Origin of the sequence: Roseiconus nitratireducens (assembly GCF_008629675.1) — a bacterium.
GTDB classification, from domain to species: Bacteria; Planctomycetota; Planctomycetia; order Pirellulales; family Pirellulaceae; genus Stieleria; species Stieleria nitratireducens.
The window spans coordinates 153,179-169,898 of record NZ_VWOX01000012.1; the positions used below are offsets into that span (position 1 = coordinate 153,179).

The window sequence follows — 16,720 nt, forward strand, 5'->3', positions numbered from 1 at the left end:
CGATAGCCCCCTGCCGTCGGCGTAAGCCGACGGAACCGGCGTCTCAAACATCCCAGCCGCGAAGCGGCGACAGCAACATCGCCTCAACGAGAAGATTGGCACCCCTCCCCTCGCCGGCGGTTCGCTTTCACGTTTGACCCAAGGACGCCGGCATGCACAGCATGCCCTACACGCCTCCTCTGCGAACGCCCCTCCGATCGCGGCATCACTCCATCAGAACTTGTCCCTGCGATTGATTTCGGTACTCGCTGGGCGTCACTCCGACGGCGCGCTTAAAGGCGGCGGTCATGTATTCCGGATACTCGTAACCGGTCCGTTTGGCGATGTCGGTCACACGATAGTTGGTATCGCTCAACAGTTGCTTGATTCGTTGCAGGCGGATCCGACTGAGCTCTTCGTGAGGGGTGTGTCCGAGGACTTTCGTGAACCGATGCTCCAACGCGCGTCGCGAGATGGAACTTTCGCGCAGCACATCGGCAACGCGGATATTCTCGAAAGCGTGTCGTCGGATGTAGATCAATGCCTTGGCGACATCTGGATCTTCGATCGCGATCGTATCGGTCGAGGCGCGCAGTTCGATACCGCGCGGCTGCGTCACCAGGGGCTTGTTGGCATCCACTGGTTCACCGTTCATCATCCGCTCCAGAAGCTCCGCCGCTTCGAACCCGGTTGAAAAGGTATTCGGGATGACGCTGGACAATTGCGGTTGGCACAGGTTGCAGATCAGCGAATCGTTATCCACTCCCAAGACCGCGACCTTTTCGGGGACTTCGATGCTGGCGGTACGACAGACGTCCAGCAGCAGTTGCCCCTGGTAATCGTTGCAGCCCATGATCGCGACCGGTTTGGGAAGCTGTTTCAACCAGCGACTCAGTGAGGATCGCACCTTGTCCCATTGGTACTCCGCGTCGTAACGGTGAGTGGTCTGGTATTCGAAATATCGACACCCCGCCTCCTCGGCGAACTGCCGGAACCAGTCCCTGCGGGAATTCGACCAGGCGAATCCGGGATCGCCGCAGAAGCTCAGATTGACGAAGCCGCGGTCCAGAAAATGTTCGACCGCCAGACGGCTGATCGCGCGGTCCTCGGTATCGGCCCAGGGGATTCCGGGCAACAGCCTGGCCGCACTCAGATCGACGATCGGCAGCCGCAGCTCCTGAAGCTGCAACCCGATCTGGTCGGTTTCAATCCGGGCAATGATGCCGTCGCCCCGCCAGTCCTTCAACCAACCCGGCGGTGACGCGCCGCGTTCCTGCTCATTGAGCTGAATCGACCAATCTCCCCGCGTCTGGGCGAATCGGCAGATGCCTTCGAGCAGCCCGCGGCAATACCCGTTGGAGGTTTCGATCAGCAAAGCAACGGAGCGACGTGTCATCACAGTCCACCTGGCAGGGCCACGTAAAATTCCTATGCCCAGAATCAGTGTACACCATCGACGGCCCACCACGTAGCCCGCCGATGCACCTTACTACCTCATTGCCAAATTCAAATCGCCGATGCAACGGCGGTCCTTATTCGGCAACGCTTGACGGCATTCCGACACGTAAAATATCCACAAACGCAGATAACCCGAAAGAAGCTTGGTGGGAGCCCGACGGGCGGAATTCACTTACGGCTGATCAGGGTGCCGCCCTTCCACCAAGAACCCCGGATTGGATGCTCAGGCGGATCCGGTCCAGTTTCTCCGAAATCGCTCACAATGCGGCAATTGGGAAGTGACATTGCCAACGAGGAAACCTGTTGGCGAGAGACTCCCGAAGAGCGGATCGTGAGCCTCCGCAAATTCACCAACCTGGAAAGCGTCTCCAACCGCTGGCTGGAAAGTTGAATCTCATCGATCTCGAGAAACTGCACGTTCTGTGCGAGCAGTTCGAATGACTCGTCAGCGACTTCCGCGCCCGTGAGCACAAGTTCCTTGAGCGACGGGCTATGGACGATCGGCAACAGGTTCTTTGCCGTGATTTGACAGAAGCTCAAATCGAGACTCTTCAGCGAAGTCATTTTTGCGATCACGTTGATGCCCCCCTCATCGATTTCCAACCAGCGATTCGTTTCCGCCTGCCGACGGCTCCCCAATCCAAAATGAATCAGCCCCCCGAGGCTGGGAAGGTCGGCCAAGTCGTCTCCTGAGACGGGAACATCAAACAGCCGCAGCCCCCACAGGTTCGGCAACGAGTGCAGCAAGACCTTCAGCTGAAAGGGTGAGAACGTCGGTTCGCGGTTGGACTGGAGATGCAGAATATCGATATTCGATAACTTCCCGGTCTCCGAAAGATGCTCGGGTGTCAGCGCATCGAAATGGAAGTAGGCCATCGACACGTGGTCCCGGTGCTGATGCAGCCAAGCGATCTCCTTCGCCAAGATTGGCTGTCCTTCCCAACGCGCCCCCCAAAGCAAGAATCGCCCCGGGGGCACTCCGTCGACGTTGTAGTAGTAGACGCCATCGGCTTGCCCGGTAATCTTTCCCCCGCGAGAAAGAATCCACTGGGCAGTTTCGCCCATGGAAGAGCCACTTGGGACGCTCGGCACCGGTGGTTCGGCCGCGGCTTCGATCGGGCGCTCTGGGGCATTCGAGAGCAGATCGCCTGACGTCTCCGAAATGACCGCCGATGCTCCGGTTGCTACGCGTCCGTCGTCAGCGGCAGATTCATCGTTACCGCCCCCACGGAAACTTCGCATGATGAGGAAACAGAAGGTTCCAGTAAGCAAGACGAGCAGGAATCGGGGGATGGGTTGCGTCAGCAGTCTGCGTTTCGGCTTGGGCATTTCTCGAATCGACGGCTCGGTGAATTGCTCCTCGTCCACCCGATCCAGGTCCAGCAATAGCTCTTCCATACTCTGGTATCGCTCGTCGGCCGCTTTTGCCACCATCTTTTGGTAAACATGTTCCAGGGCGGACGAACATTGGGAGTTGGCGTGTCGCAATTCCGGAACGGGAGCCTCGCGGTGAGCCAGCAACTTGGAGACAAGCGAATCTGCCTGGTACATCGGCCGCCCGCACAGCAGGAACCAGAGGGTCGCCCCGAGCGAATACACATCCGAACGCACGTCGGCCCGTTTCGAGTCCGCCGCCTGTTCGGGCGCCATGAAGTCAACGGTGCCCAGCGTCTGACTTGTTTCCGTCAACCCCGGCTCGAGTCCCTGCAAAGCTTCAATTCTCGCCAACCCCATGTCGGCGACCTTCACGGTTCCGTCGGAGCTCATCAACAGATTGGACGGTTTGATGTCACGGTGCACCAACCCGTGCTGGTGCAGTTCCTTCAGGCCCAGAGCGGCTTGTCGCACGATCTCGATTGCTTTGGCCGGTCGCAGAGGTCCATCTTCCTTACACACGGTCGCCAGGTTGCGCCCTTCAATGAGTTCCATCACAAGGAAGAACTGTCCGTCGGACACCCCTCCGTCGTACGCCGTGACCACGTTGCGATGAATCACCCGAGCGGCGGCTTCGATTTCGCGTGTGAATCTCGCAACCGCCTCCGGGGAGACACTTGCCGTTCTTGGTAGAACCTTGAGAGCGACGGTCCGCTTGAGATGCAAATGTTTGGCCACATAGACCTCCCCCATCCCACCCCGCCCGACCGGACGAACGATTTGATAGGAGGAAATCTTTGTCCCGGCCTTGAGCGGGAATCCGGGCGGAGCCGAAGCAGGCGCCCGCTCGGGTTCCAAAACCGTCGCTGGCTGCGATTCGGCGTCCGCCTCTGCGATGCTTCCAATCTGGGTCCACGCACTGGCACACAAGGAGCAATTCTCAACGTGAGCAATCAACTCCTGCTGCGAGTCGCCCGCAAGGCTCCCTGACGCCAGAAGACTCAAGTCGTCGGTGCGTGGGCACTCACTCATGCTTCAGCCTTGATTTCCACGTGGAGGGTTTGAAGGCACGCAGAATTCTGCGGGTTGCCGGCTCATCGTGCAAGCGAAATTGGACCACAATTCAGCGATGGTTTCACGAAAACGTGCGATCTCGGATCCGACCTCGATGGGCACACAGTTTTCCTCAGATCCCACGCCAATCGCCTCGGGCTTCAAAACGTTTGCGGTCCCACACCGCTCCCTAGAAGCGGCTCGCCCGAAGAAATCGCTTCCTGTGCGCCGGCACATTCGAGAAAAATCTTCGAGATTGTTGTCCTCCAATGCCGGATTGCTGACAGTTCGTTGTTAGGAAACCTCGTTGGGAGAAGTCTGTTTGACAAGAAGAAAGGCGGAATTTGTATTCGAGATATTGGCACGCGAGAACTCGCGGATGCTGTTAGCGTTTTTGCGCACGATCGTCGATGATCCTGCGACCATCGACGACCTGTACCAGGAAACGATGCTCGTTGCCTGGCGGCGGCTTGAGGAAGTGGATCTTTCGAAGCCGTTTGGTCCATGGTTGAGAGGAGTTGCCGGAAAACTGGTCCTCGCTCATTACCGAAAGCAAAAAGCACTCCCCAGTTTCTGGAGTGAAGAAGTACTGGCTCATATCGAAGGGCAGTTTCGGGCGATTTCGATCCGGGCTGGCGATACTTGGGAAGAAAAAATCATAGCGCTTCATGAATGCGTTGAAGCACTTTCGACAGCTCATCGGCAGGCGATTCGCGGTCGCTATTTTCGAGGGCTGAGCGTTGAAGAGCTAGCAGATCTGCTCGAGACATCGGTCGACGCTTGCAAAAAGCGTTTGGTTCGAGCACGAAAGTTGCTTGCCGAATGCTTAACAAGAAAAAAGGTGTTTTCAGCCTCGGGGGATTTCCAATGAACGATGATTACGATCAAGCCAGCGAAGTGGCAGATGAAAGAGTCGTTCACGGCTTGTTGCTCAGCCTGGCGGTCGACAGTGAGGAAGCAAATAATCGCCGGATTGAGCGTTTGCTGCTGCGTTTACAACAGGACGCGTCCAGAGGTACCAGTCCGTCGTTGCCCGGGACACCGTTGGTACAAGGCCGGAGCAACCTGAAGTGGCTCGCGGTGACCGGCGTGATGGCCGCAAGCCTAGTGCTGGGAATGTCTCTCTGGCGGCGCCCACCTGCCAAACAAGGCGCCGAGGCGCGCCTTCTCGTTCATGGTGCCGGAGTCCAGCTTTTTGGAGTCGGCGGCGACTTGTTGTCGTTCCCAATCCCGGGGCAAACGGCCGATCTGATTTCGGGCCAAACGATCCAGACTCCACGGACAATCGACTCGGCTGAAATTGTTTATGAAGATGGAACGAAAGTCGAATTGTCGGGCGACACCACTGTAACTCTCGCGCGAACGAAACACGGGGCCAAAGGAATCTACGTTGTATCCGGACTCATTCAGGCAGACGTATCACCACAGCCACCAGATTTGCCATTGCTGATCCGAACCTCAACCGCGACGTTGGAAGTGCTTGGCACGTCACTGGGTGTGGACGTCGACGATTCTTCAACGCAGTTGGAAGTCGCCAGCGGATTAGTGTCGATGACGCGTCGGTCGGATGGCGAGCGGATCGAGGTCGCAGCCGGCCAACTGGCAACCGTCACGGAAGCCTCGGGGATTCCCTTCAATTCAAAAACGTTTCCTTCGTTGCCGTATGCATGGTCGGTGGACTTCGAAGAGGGGTTGCCGTCCGGGTGGTGGGCAGGACAGCGGATTGAAACCGAAACGGGATGGGCCGTGCTGGCTGCGGGTGACGGACACGGTAGGGAGAACAATATCGCCGTGACAACGCAAAACGCATGGCGGGAAGGCCAGCATGGTCTGTTCAACTTGTCCGATGACTCGGTACTCCACGTTCGTTTTCGGCAACAACGCGTTGCCCCACTGCGACTGATGCTGGTTACGCGAGCCTATCCGCCGGGAAACGGTCGACGGGGAGTGAATTTGTACTACGAGGATTCTTCCTGGAATGCTCACCTTGCTTCGAAAACGTGGCACACGATCTCCGTTCCGCTCTCAGAGACTTCTTACTTCGGTAAGCGAGGCAACTTTGAAAATGGCAAACAGAAGCTCGAAGGTCTGGCGGCTTTCACGGTGCAGTTCACTTCGATGAACCAGGAAATCGGTTTAACCGTCGATCGGATTTGGGTCACGCGATGAGACTTCAAGATCGAACAGTGGCTTGCTGGCCCATCCCATGGACATCAGTATTGAACATGACTTCAGCAAATCCGACAGCCGTAGATCCAGGCGGAGCCAACATTGCAAAGGATACCTACCAGTCTCGCGCAGGGCACCGCACCCAATTTCTCGCAGGATACCCCGCGCCATCCTGGGCAACGTGGCAAGTTGGTAACGAGCAGACGGAAATGGGAATCAATCGCGTTGTCGCCGGGAGGATCGAAGAATGAGTTTTGGAAAGCGCGTGCAACGTTGCCCGTTTCCAACTGGGGTGATCGTTTACCTGCTCACCACCCTCTCGGCACCGCAAGTGATGGCCGAAGATCAGCTCGTCTCGTTATTGTCGCATCACTGCTTCGATTGCCATGACGGCAGTACAACTGAAGGGGAGTTGAACCTTGCGTCAATGGTTGAGGTGGATGGCGAATCGCAAGCAAGAATTTACCAACGTGTTGCCGAGCGAGTTGCCGCCGGCGAAATGCCCCCCGACGATGCGAGTAGCCTCTCAGACGAAGAGCGCCGTTCGATCCTTCGTCACGTCGACAAGCGACTCAGTGATTTGGCCGATGCATTGCGCGACGATCCGGGACGTGTCGAGTTGACCCGACTGACTCCCTACGAGTATCGCAACATCATGCGTGACATCAGTGGTGGAGTGTTCGTCGGTGCTGGGCGATTCCTGCCCAACGAAGGCGGTGCCGGTGAAGGATTCGCCAACGTCGGCGCTGCTCAATCGATGACGCTGGCACAGTACGAGAAGTATGTCGATGCGGCGCGGAACACACTTGCGCACGTCCGCTTTTATCCGCTCGCCAACAACAACGAAGCCGCTGATTCGGCTTGGACGACCTATCCGCGTTCCGCCTCTGACGAGCCAGTCGACGCGCGTCAAGAAGTCGCTGACGAGATCATCCAGTGGCACGTTGCTCAACAACAAAAGTGGAATGAAGAACATCGTCGAGATCTCGAACGGCAACTAGGTTTTGCCCATCCCGCCTATCTTGAATCGTCATGGCGATACCAAGTTCGGGAAAGCAGAGAGCAGATACTATCGGAATTCGCGTGGGTGCCGGTTGATGCAACAGACGTGGACGGAGAGCGAATAGAACTGTCGCCGGTGGCGCTAGAAAAGTGGTTCAAGATTCTCATCGGCGATGTCTCCAATTCCGTCCACCGTGACTGGGCAAGCGCCTGGCAACAACTCCCCCAAGATCCGGCCGTCCCCCTGGCCGACGTTCGCACTCGCTGTGTCGAGATAGTTTCCGGCAATGACAACGTGGTCGTCGAAACCGAAGACTACGCACCGGCTTACGAAATCAGCTTTCACGAAGCCAAAAATGAGGTTCTGCAGGCGGCGGAGGAGAAAGGACATTGGCCATTCCGAATCGATATTGGCGACGCGGAAGAGTTGTTCCTGATCGTGACGGATGCCGGTGATGGAGGCCGAGGAGAATACGCGGTTTGGCGACGGGGACGATTTATCTTCCGCGACGGAACTTCCAGACAGTGGCAGGATGTCGTGACGATCGTGGGAGCGAACAGCGGCAGGGAATACCCGTTTGGCTTTGATGGCGAGAAGACTAAGTCGCTCCGCGACGATGAATTGGGGGCGAAGCCGCCGGGAGCTCTCAAGTTTCAAGTCCCGGAAGACGCGATTGTTTTTGAAGTCGACCTGACCCTCGATCGAGCAAGAACCGAAACCGCCAGCATCCAGGCCTTGGTATTGAAGCAGAAGCCGAAGTCGCAAAGCTATGTTCCGGGGCGTTTCGTTTTTGGCGGTAAGAAACGTCCCGTCACCGCAGCGGCCAGGCTCAAGAAAGAGCAGGAGCGGGCGCTACGAAAACGCAACATCGCGGAAGCGAACAAGACCAAGATCGGTCTGAACGCCGAACGCAACGTGTTCGCCGCTTGGCAGCGAACTTCGCTGGAAGCAATTGGCGGCCCTTGGCCCGAGCAGGAAGCGGACAAGTTCGAAGCCGACTTCCCCTATCATTTCACTGTTCACGAAGTCGTGCGTAATGCGACGCGGGACGACCTGGCCGAACTGAATCATTTTCAAAATCGACTCGAAGCGCTGGCAAGGTCACACCCGTCGACTGGCCCCGCGGTGAGCAACGCGGAAGAGCAGCTCGTTCGTCGCACGATCAAACAATTCGCCGAATCGTTATGGCGTCGTCAGATCGGCGACCAGGATACCGAACGTTTGATCAAGCTGTATCGGGAGAGCCGTGCGAACGGATTCAGTTTTGATAGCAGCATCAAATCATCCCTGATGGCCGTGATGATCTCGCCCGATTTTCTGCTTCGCGGACTGTCCCGTTCTGGTGGCGATACGAAAGGCAACGAACTCTCCAGTGTTGCGGATTCAAACGGCCATCCGTGTCGCCCACTGTCCACCGAAGCCTTGGCCACTCGGTTGTCTTTTTTCCTGTGGGCCAGCATTCCTGATCAAGAGCTGCGGGAACTGGCCGCAACGGACCGACTGCGTGATCCCGACGTCCTAGTCCAGCAAGCACGTCGCATGCTGAAGGATCCGCGAGCAAAATCTCTCGCAACCGATTTTGCCGGACAACTCTGGGGCTTTTCGGACTTCGTGACCTTCGTGAATCCGGATGCGGAGCGATTCAAAGAGTTTGACGAGCATTTACGGGCATCGATGCAAGCGGAAGTTGAGCTTTTTCTGGCAGATGTTTTTCAAGGCAATCGACCGCTCACCAATCTATTGGTGTCGGATGATTCGATTCTTGATGAGCGATTGGCCAAGCATTACAACTTGGAAGCGCAATATGAATCCGCGGACGAGTCAGCTGGGGCAGTCGAACGTCGCGGATTGTCTTCCGAGCCATCTTCGCATCGCGTCGTGAAGCTAACGGCCGAACGTGGCGGATTGGCCACGATGGGACTGTTCTTGACGAAGACATCTTTGCCGCTGCGCACCAGTCCGGTGCAGCGTGGTGTTTGGGTGATGGAAAGTCTGCTTGGTCGCCATTTGCCAAATCCTCCCGCAAACGTTCCGCCGCTCTCAGAGGACGACACCAACACGGCTGGCGAGAGCATCTTACTGCAGCTGGAGCGTCACCGAGCCGATCGTTCCTGTGCGAGTTGCCACGACAAGATCGATCCACTGGGAATCAGCCTGGAAGGTTTCGATGCCATCGGCCGAACGCGTCAGATTGAGCGAGAGGGTCGCCCGCTTTCGACCGTTGCGACGACTCACGACGGATTTGAACTGCGCGGCGCTGCCGGTCTCAAGGAATACCTCATTCAGAACACTGACGAATTTGTCGATCACTTCAACCGCAAACTGCTTGGCTACGCGCTTGGCCGGGCGGTATCGATCGGTGACCACTTTTTGTTGAACCAAATGAAGCAAAACCTTATCGAGCAGCATTACCGATTCAGTTCTCTGGTGGAAACGATCGTTCTCAGCCCTCAATTTCGCACGAAACGAGAATACTAATGCCACAATCCAGTCGTCGAAAATTCAAACGACGAACCGTCCTGGCCGGGATCGGGGCATCGTTGACTCTACCTTGGATGGAATCGCTAGGCAGGCCTGCCGGAGCCACCGAGGCAACGGCAGCTCCTGTGCGGTTTGGAACCTTGGTCTTTGCCAATGGCGTGAACCCGTACGAATGGTGGGCGAAGGGCGAGGGCGATCAGTTGCAGCTTTCCCGAACGCTCCGACCACTGCAGCCGTTTAGACGCGACATCACGGTGCTGAATGAATTGCACGTGTTCAACAACACCAGCGGTCCGCACTGGCCGCTGTTCAGCAATATGCTCAGCGGCGCTCAGTTCAAACCGACGCTGCTGCCCCGGGGAGCCGAGTCGATCGACCAGGTGATCGCTCGGCATACTGGAAAGCTGACACCTGTGCCCAGTTTGGTGCTGGCGGTCGAGCCGGCCGAAAGCGGTCTGCGTGGCGGAGTGCCAAGTGTCTATTACGGTACGATGTCATGGAGTTCGCCGAACACCCCGATCCCGCCGGAAGTCTACCCGCGAGCGGTGTTCGACCGGCTGTTTGATACCAGCGGCTTGCTGCGTCAGCACAGCGTCCTTGATGCCGTGCTCGAGCAGACGAAGACGGTCGATCGAAATCTCAGTGCCCGCGACCATCGCAAGCTGGAAGAGTTTCAGAACAGCGTTCGGGAGCTCGAACTCCGGATCGAACGGGCGACGTCGGAGAATCGCCTCGAGGGGTGGCGACCTTCATTGTCGGAGCCCAACATGGATCGTCCACCTGAAACGCTTCCTCAGGATGTCCGTGAACACATGAAGATGATGCTCGACCTGTTACTTCTCGCTTGGCAGATGGACAAGACGCGGGTGGCAACCTTGATCTTCAATCGAGACGTTTCCCACATGAAATTTGGCTTCCTTGACGGTGTGCTCAACGACCAATTGCACGGCATCTCGCATCACAAGGACGACAAAGAGAAGCTCGCTTCGTACCAGCGAATCAACCAGTTCCATGTCGAACAGTTCGCTTACTTGCTGTCAAAAATGAGTCAAATAGACGAAGGGAACGGAACGACGATGCTGGACAATGTAATACTTCTTTTCGGTAGCAACATGTTCAATGGCGATAGCCACGATGGACGCAACTTGCCGTTGGTGCTGGCCGGACACGGGGGCGTCGGGTTGCCCGGGGGACGCGCGATTGACTTCAGCAGCAAGCCGGAAGAGCAGCAGCGGGCTTGCAATCTGTATCTTTCGATTGCTCAGCTGATGGGAGTCAGCTTACCCAGCTTCGGCGACAGCGTCGGTCCTCTCGACGAATTGATTTGGCGTTCTCGCCGTCGCGGTGCGTTGGAGTAAGCGACAGGAAAAGTGGCACGCCGCGATGTTGGCCATTACGCCAGATGTTTGACGAAGAATCGTTGCCATTCGGCGATGTGATCATTCATCGCTTTGCGCGCCGCCAATTCGTCACGTTTCTTTAACGCCTTTAAGATTAACGCGTGCTCGTCGTAAGCCTGTTCCAAAACACTCGGGTCATCGTGGGTTCGGTTGAAAACACGGTGGAGCAAACGGTAACGCTGAATGTCGGATTCTAAACGCGAGCTGCCGCAGGCGGCGGCGATGGCCGTATGAAATTGATCGTCGAATTCGACCCACCGACGAAGAATCGCCGGTTTTCCCTTCGCGGACTTAAACTTCTTCGCTGCATCATCAAGTTGGGCCAGAGTCAACTTGTCGATTCGAGACGCCGCCTTCGCCGCTGCTTCGCTCTCAAGAATTCGTCTCATTTCGTACACGTCGAAGATGTCGTCGGTACTGAAAGCGGCGACGACCGGTCTGCGATTTCGCTCTTGGATGACCAATCCATCTTTGACCAGTTGCCCGACTGCTTCGTGGATCGGCGTTCGGCTCACATCGAGCCGGCGAGACAGCTCCGATTCGCTCACGGCTTGGCCCGATTCTAGCTCTCCGCTGACGATCATCTGAATCAGCTGTTCGTAAACCGACTCACTCAAACGCTTTTCGTTGATCGCTGGCTGAGCTGTTGGCACGCGGTTGAGGTCCTCGGAGCGGAATGGAAGACGTCAGCGTAGATGAAAGCTGCCGAAATTGACAGTGGAACACCGACCGGCTACACTGCATGCAGTTTTGCTCGATGGCATGCAGTCTAGCCTCATGAATACCTCCCCCCTCATCGCCGTGACCGCCGGAGACCCCGGAGGAATCGGACCCGAAGTCTGCCTGAAGGCAGCGCAGAACGGGCTGCGTGGCAATGCGCGGCTCATTCTGTTCGGTGACGCGGGGATCTTTGAGCGAGTTGCTCGTCAGCTGGATTTGCCGATGCCGCCAGTCGCGGTCTCGCTGGAACAAGCGATCGGCCACGTTTCTCGTCGACCCGAAACTGCCGTGGTCTACGACCTGCAAGCGGTAAGTCCTGAGCTTGTATCTCCGGGGAAGGTCTCGGCTCTCACAGGAAAAGCATCTCACAGCTACATCACGGCGTCGATCGATGCTGCTTTAGATGGCAAAGTTGATGCCGTCGCAACGGGACCGATTCACAAGGAAGCGTTAAGGCTAGCCGGTGTCGATTTCCCGGGGCACACGGAGATCTTTGCAGCCCGGACCAAATCGGACCGAGCGTGCATGATGCTGACGAGCGGTGAACTGACTTGCTCGTTTGTCACGACACATGTTGGATATCGCGATGTGCCGTCGTTGCTGAGCGTCGATCGAATCGTTGATGTGATCGAGTTGAGTCATGAAGCGATGTTACGAGTGCGTGGTCAACAACCGCGACTCGCAATCTGTGGTCTGAATCCACATGCGGGCGAGAACGGATTGTTTGGCGGGGGCGAAGAGGAAGAGTTCATTCTTCCCGCGATTGAGACTGCTCAGCGTCGTGGAATCGAAATTACCGGGCCTTTGCCCCCTGACACAGCATTCCTGCCGGCCCGCCGCCGAGAGACGGATTGTGTGGTCTGCATGTACCATGACCAGGGACACATTCCGCTGAAGACGCTGGCATTTGACGTCGCCGTCAATACAACACTTGGCTTACCCATCATCCGTACGTCGGTCGACCACGGCACGGCACTCGACATCGCCTGGCAGGGAGTTGCTGATTCGCAAAGCATGGTCGAAGCGATTCGATTGGCGACGAAACTGGCATCGGGGCGAATACAGCAGGTGCAGGAGGTAAGTGGATGATCGTTGTTTTGGCTGACGACTTTTCTGGCGCTTCAGAGATTGCCGGGATCGCCCACCGCTATGGTCTGTCGGCAGAGGTGCAGACTGAGTTCGCACCTGTCGGTGTTGATTGTGTGGTCGTCGACGGCAATACGCGATCGCTTACCGCAAGCGACGCCGCATCGCACTCAGCGGACATTGCGCGACACGTCCGCGACTCCCAACCCGCTTTCATTTTCAAGAAGGTCGACTCGGTGTTGCGAGGCCCCATTTTGGCTGAGGCGGAGTCGACGGCTAGAGTTTTGGATCGACAGCGTGTACTGATCGCGAACGCGAATCCGAGCCGTGGGCGAACGGTTGAAAACGGTTGTTTGCGGATCGATGGGGTGCCGATCGACCAAACCCATTTTTCGGCGGACCCAGAACATCCGCGGTTCTCTTGCGATGCAGCGGATTTGCTGGGAGTGCAAGGACACACGGGCGTGCCGATAAAAGTCGCGGATGCACGAGAACAGATGGATCTTGATTCGCTATCGGCCCAATTCAATAACGGCACATTGCTGTGCGGCGGCGCCGATTTTTTTGCTTCGTTGCTGCGGATCCAGTTCGGGCTGCAACCCGTACGATCCGAGGCCGATTTCACGCAGCCTGGAAAAACGCTTTTAGTGTGCGGGTCGATGGCGGGCTCTCTTCATGAAGGCAATGCCAGACTTGTCAGCAAAACGATTGATCTCGCAGATTCGAGATGCACCGCAAACACGATTCGGGCTGCGCTGTCGGAGGGCGATCGAGTCGGAATCTATTGCTCACACAATCGGTCCACACAAGATGACGTTGTGTCAGTGATGGCCGGAATCGCCCGGGAACTCGTGCTGAAAAAGGAGATTGACCATCTCTTGGTGGAGGGCGGCCGCTCAGCCTCGACCCTTGCAAGACGATGTGGGTGGAAACGTCTTACCGTTTCCCACTGGTTTGCTGACGGCGTGGTTGGGTTGAAAACCGGCGGGGGAGAATCGATGGAGCTGATCGTGAAGCCGGGCAGCTATGCTTGGCCCCGCATCCAACGGCCTTGTGGTCAATCACAAGCCTCCGAAGGCTCGCCGCAAATTCCGAACGGTGTTGCCGTGGCGGCGGCCAAGCTAGCGATGCTGTTTTTCTGGCTGGTATCTGGATTTGCCTCGTCTGACGTCCTCGCTGCCGACTTTGACGACCTTGTCCTGCCGATCATCGAGAACCACTGCACAGACTGCCACGGCATGCCTGACGAGTTCCCTGAAGGTGACTTCAGCATCGCAAAGTACACGAAGCGAGAGTCCGTTCTCGGGGCACGTCGCGACTGGAAAAAGATCCTCGATGTGGTCGAGGGTCACGAGATGCCGCCGGAAGATGCCGAAGACTTGAGCGACATTGATCGTCGTCGGCTACTGGAATGGATTCGTGGCGCGTTGGCTGAGCCTGAGATCGACGGCCAAGTCAATCCAGGAAAACCGGTGCCAAGGCGATTGACTCGACTTGAATACAACAACACGGTACGTGACCTGCTCGGCCTGGAAACCGATGTGTTCATGTTTTCGGAGCGGCTTCCATTCAATAAGGACTATTTCGACCCGGCCGGCGGAAAAATGCCGGATCAGCTGCACATCGATGCTCGCGAGTACGGTGCAAAGTATCCCGTGCTGCTGCCCGACGCCGGACTGCCCGGGGATACCCGCGCCGAACACGGCTTCACCAACCGCGGCGATGCGCAGAATCTGACTGCCGTCAGCCTTGATGTGTACGTTGCCCTCGCGGAGCAGATTTCGTTTCACCCGGAGTTGTTGAGCCGAGCCGAAAGGTTGCAGGAGATTTTTCCTGGGGCGACGTTTCGATCGCTGCCAGAGCCGTCACAGCCAAGTCCGAAAGTCAACCAGGTCGCGACCTCACCGGGAAAGCTGGCCCCCAATGACAATGTTTCACGCACGGGTGATGGAAGTGACTTCACACTCGATGTTTTTCGCAAACGACTGGCCGTCGCCTTCGATGAAGACCGTGGCGGTGTCTATGACGTGTCGGAAAACGCGAATACCACGATCGCCGGCAAGGGAGGCGTGTTGCATCTGGCATACGGAAAGAATGCCAATCGCTCGTTCGGTGTGAATCCTAGCGAGGATATTTGGAACGCCGCGTTTGCGACTGCGGAAGCAAGCTCTGGTGATGTGTTGTTCACGAACAAAGTGAAGAATCAAAAAGAGTTCTTCTTTGGCTTTCAGCGCAGCGGCGGCCAGGAGTTTAGCGGAATCGCCGAGATCGGCGTGGTGGTTCTGAGTCGACGCGGTCAATCGGGTACCGTTCGAGTTAGCGTCGAGTTTGACGCTGATGAATCAAAAACGGTCGAAGTGCGGCTCAACGAAGGAGCTGGAACGGACAACGTTTTCGTTTCATTCGCGGCACCCAGCGGGAGGTCCATCCGGCGTTTGCGTGTCGATGGAAGTGACTTTTCGGGCGATTATGTACTGCTTGATGACTTGGCTTTCATCACCCGCGACTCCCCGTCAAAGCAAGCCGATATCGTCGGGCGCGAAACGCCCCGTGGCGAATTCTTCCAGCTTGCGAATCCCGATCCGACAAACCGCAAGCGAGAAACTTACGCCAAAAAGATCGATCTCACCGTCGTTGACGGGACGCCACGCGAGCGTTTGCGCCATTTCATGCAGCGTGCCTTCCGCCGGCCCGTTGAAGATTCGGAGACGGACCTTTACCTGAGACTCTATGAGCAGGCTCGCTCTAGCGGCGTTGACGATGAGCTGGCGATGCGATCTGCAATTCATGGCGTCTTGTCGTCTCCCAGCTTTCTTTATTTGCTGGAGCACGGCGATTCGGATAGCGACTCGTCAATTTGCGGCTTGACCGATCATGAGCTTGCCTCCCGGTTGAGCTACTTTCTGTGGAGCAGCATGCCCGACGATGAATTGCTCAGCCTTGCCGACCGGGGTCAGCTGGGCGATCCGACAGAGATCGAGAAGCAAGTTGACCGCATGATTCGAAATCCACGCGTCAGCGAGCTTTCAGAAAATTTCTTCGTTGAGTGGCTACATCTCCGCGAGCTTTGGTCGGCTCAACCGGATGAGCGAAAGTTCCGCTCGTTTTACGAGGGTCCGAAAGGAAAACGCACGCTTGCGCGCGACATGTTCTGTGAGCCGCTGTTGTTTTTTGAAACGATTCTCACTGAAGATCGATCGATACTCGATCTGATCGATTCGAACTACACCTACATTAATGACCGGCTGGCGAAACACTATGGAATCGAGACAAATGCCGGTAGCGACCGCGATTGGCAAAGGATTGAGCTTCGTGGGCAGAATCACGCGGAGGCGATCCGGGGTGGCGTGTTGACCACCGGTGCTGTGATGACGCTGACATCCTTTCCGCACCGAACCAGTCCTATCCGACGAGGTGCTTGGGTGCTGGAGACCGTCTTCAATCGTCCTCCGCCGCCACCCAAGATTGCCGTAGCTGACATCGACGATCAAGAGAACGTCGAGCACTTGACACTCCGCGAGAAGGTCGAACTGCATCGCGCGAATCCCGCTTGCGCGGTCTGCCACGATCGCATCGACCCGCCGGGATTCGCGTTGGAGAACTTTGACGCTATCGGCCGTTGGCGTGAGAAAGATGGCGACGCCCCCATTGATTCCTCTGGTTCATTGCGGGGTCTTGGGGCGTTTGCGTCTTCGACCGAATTCAAGCGGCAGTTGTCTGCCGAGAAGGATCGCTTTGTCCGTGGTTTCGTTGAACAGATCCTGAGCTACGCGTTGGCTCGTGAGTTGGAGTACTACGATCAAGCCGCGATCGACAAGATCGTCCGGGCTGCGGCTGATGACGACTATCGTCTCAGCAGGATCATCGTCGAGGTTGCAACCAGTCATCCATTTCGGAATATGATTCGAGAGGAACAGAAGGTTGAATAACAGGTTCGAAATCCTCAAGCGTTGCCGACTTTCGCGACGCACTCTGTTGCGAGGTGCTGGTGCGTCGC

At 56.8% G+C, this 16,720-nt stretch carries 9 protein-coding genes and 1 pseudogene; 7 read left to right on the plus strand and 3 right to left on the minus strand.

The window, feature by feature from the left end; genetic code table 11:
* Nucleotides 1–205: 205 nt before the first annotated feature.
* Entirely contained in the window at nt 206–1,375 is a 1,170-nt protein-coding gene (locus FYK55_RS20270) for a XylR family transcriptional regulator (protein WP_150078284.1), read from the minus strand.
* Between the two features lie 230 nt (nt 1,376–1,605).
* The gene (locus FYK55_RS20275) at nt 1,606–3,843 is read right to left on the minus strand and encodes a serine/threonine-protein kinase (protein ID WP_150078285.1); all 2,238 of its coding nucleotides are present in this window, start codon (nt 3,841–3,843) and stop codon (nt 1,606–1,608) included.
* Nucleotides 3,844–4,171: 328 nt separating this feature from the next.
* Between FYK55_RS20275 and FYK55_RS20280 the strand changes: the two genes are divergently transcribed.
* The 4 genes from FYK55_RS20280 to FYK55_RS20295 all read left to right on the plus strand — a co-directional run bounded on the left by FYK55_RS20280 (nt 4,172) and on the right by FYK55_RS20295 (nt 10,875).
* Nucleotides 4,172–4,735 carry a sigma-70 family RNA polymerase sigma factor gene (locus FYK55_RS20280; RefSeq protein WP_235908842.1) on the plus strand — a complete coding sequence of 188 codons (564 nt, stop codon included), beginning with the start codon at nt 4,172–4,174 and terminating at the stop codon, nt 4,733–4,735.
* Nucleotides 4,732–6,033: a FecR domain-containing protein gene (locus tag FYK55_RS20285; RefSeq protein WP_161604648.1), complete on the plus strand. Its 1,302-nt coding sequence runs from the start codon at nt 4,732–4,734 to the stop codon at nt 6,031–6,033. The genes FYK55_RS20280 and FYK55_RS20285 overlap by 4 nt, the downstream gene beginning before the upstream one ends.
* A 247-nt stretch (nt 6,034–6,280) precedes the next feature.
* Nucleotides 6,281–9,514, plus strand: coding sequence for a DUF1592 domain-containing protein (locus FYK55_RS20290; protein WP_150078287.1), 3,234 nt, complete (start codon nt 6,281–6,283; stop codon nt 9,512–9,514).
* Between the two features lie 77 nt (nt 9,515–9,591).
* Nucleotides 9,592–10,875 carry a DUF1552 domain-containing protein gene (locus FYK55_RS20295; RefSeq protein WP_261344959.1) on the plus strand — a complete coding sequence of 428 codons (1,284 nt, stop codon included), beginning with the start codon at nt 9,592–9,594 and terminating at the stop codon, nt 10,873–10,875.
* 35 nt (nt 10,876–10,910) lie between these two features.
* On the opposite strand, the gene FYK55_RS20300 is transcribed toward FYK55_RS20295, so the two are convergent.
* Nucleotides 10,911–11,534 carry a GntR family transcriptional regulator gene (locus FYK55_RS20300; RefSeq protein ID WP_161604650.1) on the minus strand — a complete coding sequence of 208 codons (624 nt, stop codon included), beginning with the start codon at nt 11,532–11,534 and terminating at the stop codon, nt 10,911–10,913.
* Between the two features lie 160 nt (nt 11,535–11,694).
* On the opposite strand from FYK55_RS20300, the gene pdxA reads away from it, so the two are divergent.
* From pdxA to FYK55_RS20310, 3 genes and pseudogenes are all read left to right on the plus strand, one after another.
* The gene (gene pdxA / locus FYK55_RS20305) at nt 11,695–12,726 is read left to right on the plus strand and encodes a 4-hydroxythreonine-4-phosphate dehydrogenase PdxA (protein ID WP_201743756.1); all 1,032 of its coding nucleotides are present in this window, start codon (nt 11,695–11,697) and stop codon (nt 12,724–12,726) included.
* Nucleotides 12,723–13,187, plus strand: a pseudogene (locus tag FYK55_RS30145) (four-carbon acid sugar kinase family protein); the annotation flags it as partial. The gene pdxA and the pseudogene FYK55_RS30145, both read left to right, overlap by 4 nt.
* Nucleotides 13,188–13,850: 663 nt before the next feature.
* Entirely contained in the window at nt 13,851–16,652 is a 2,802-nt protein-coding gene (locus FYK55_RS20310; protein ID WP_235908843.1) for a DUF1592 domain-containing protein, read from the plus strand.
* Nucleotides 16,653–16,720: the final 68 nt, after the last annotated feature.

Bases quoted from the DNA above. Each gene is read 5' to 3' on its own strand.
- FYK55_RS20275 (WP_150078285.1), bottom strand. From the start codon at position 3,843: ATGAGTGAGTGCCCACGCACCGACGACTTGAGTCTTCTGGCGTCAGGG.
- FYK55_RS20295 (WP_261344959.1), top strand. From the start codon at position 9,592: ATGGAATCGCTAGGCAGGCCTGCCGGAGCCACCGAGGCAACGGCAGCT.
- FYK55_RS20310 (WP_235908843.1), top strand. From the start codon at position 13,851: ATGCTGTTTTTCTGGCTGGTATCTGGATTTGCCTCGTCTGACGTCCTC.
- FYK55_RS20285 (WP_161604648.1), top strand. From the start codon at position 4,732: ATGAACGATGATTACGATCAAGCCAGCGAAGTGGCAGATGAAAGAGTC.
- pdxA (WP_201743756.1), top strand. From the start codon at position 11,695: ATGAATACCTCCCCCCTCATCGCCGTGACCGCCGGAGACCCCGGAGGA.
- FYK55_RS20290 (WP_150078287.1), top strand. From the start codon at position 6,281: ATGAGTTTTGGAAAGCGCGTGCAACGTTGCCCGTTTCCAACTGGGGTG.
- FYK55_RS20270 (WP_150078284.1), bottom strand. From the start codon at position 1,375: ATGACACGTCGCTCCGTTGCTTTGCTGATCGAAACCTCCAACGGGTAT.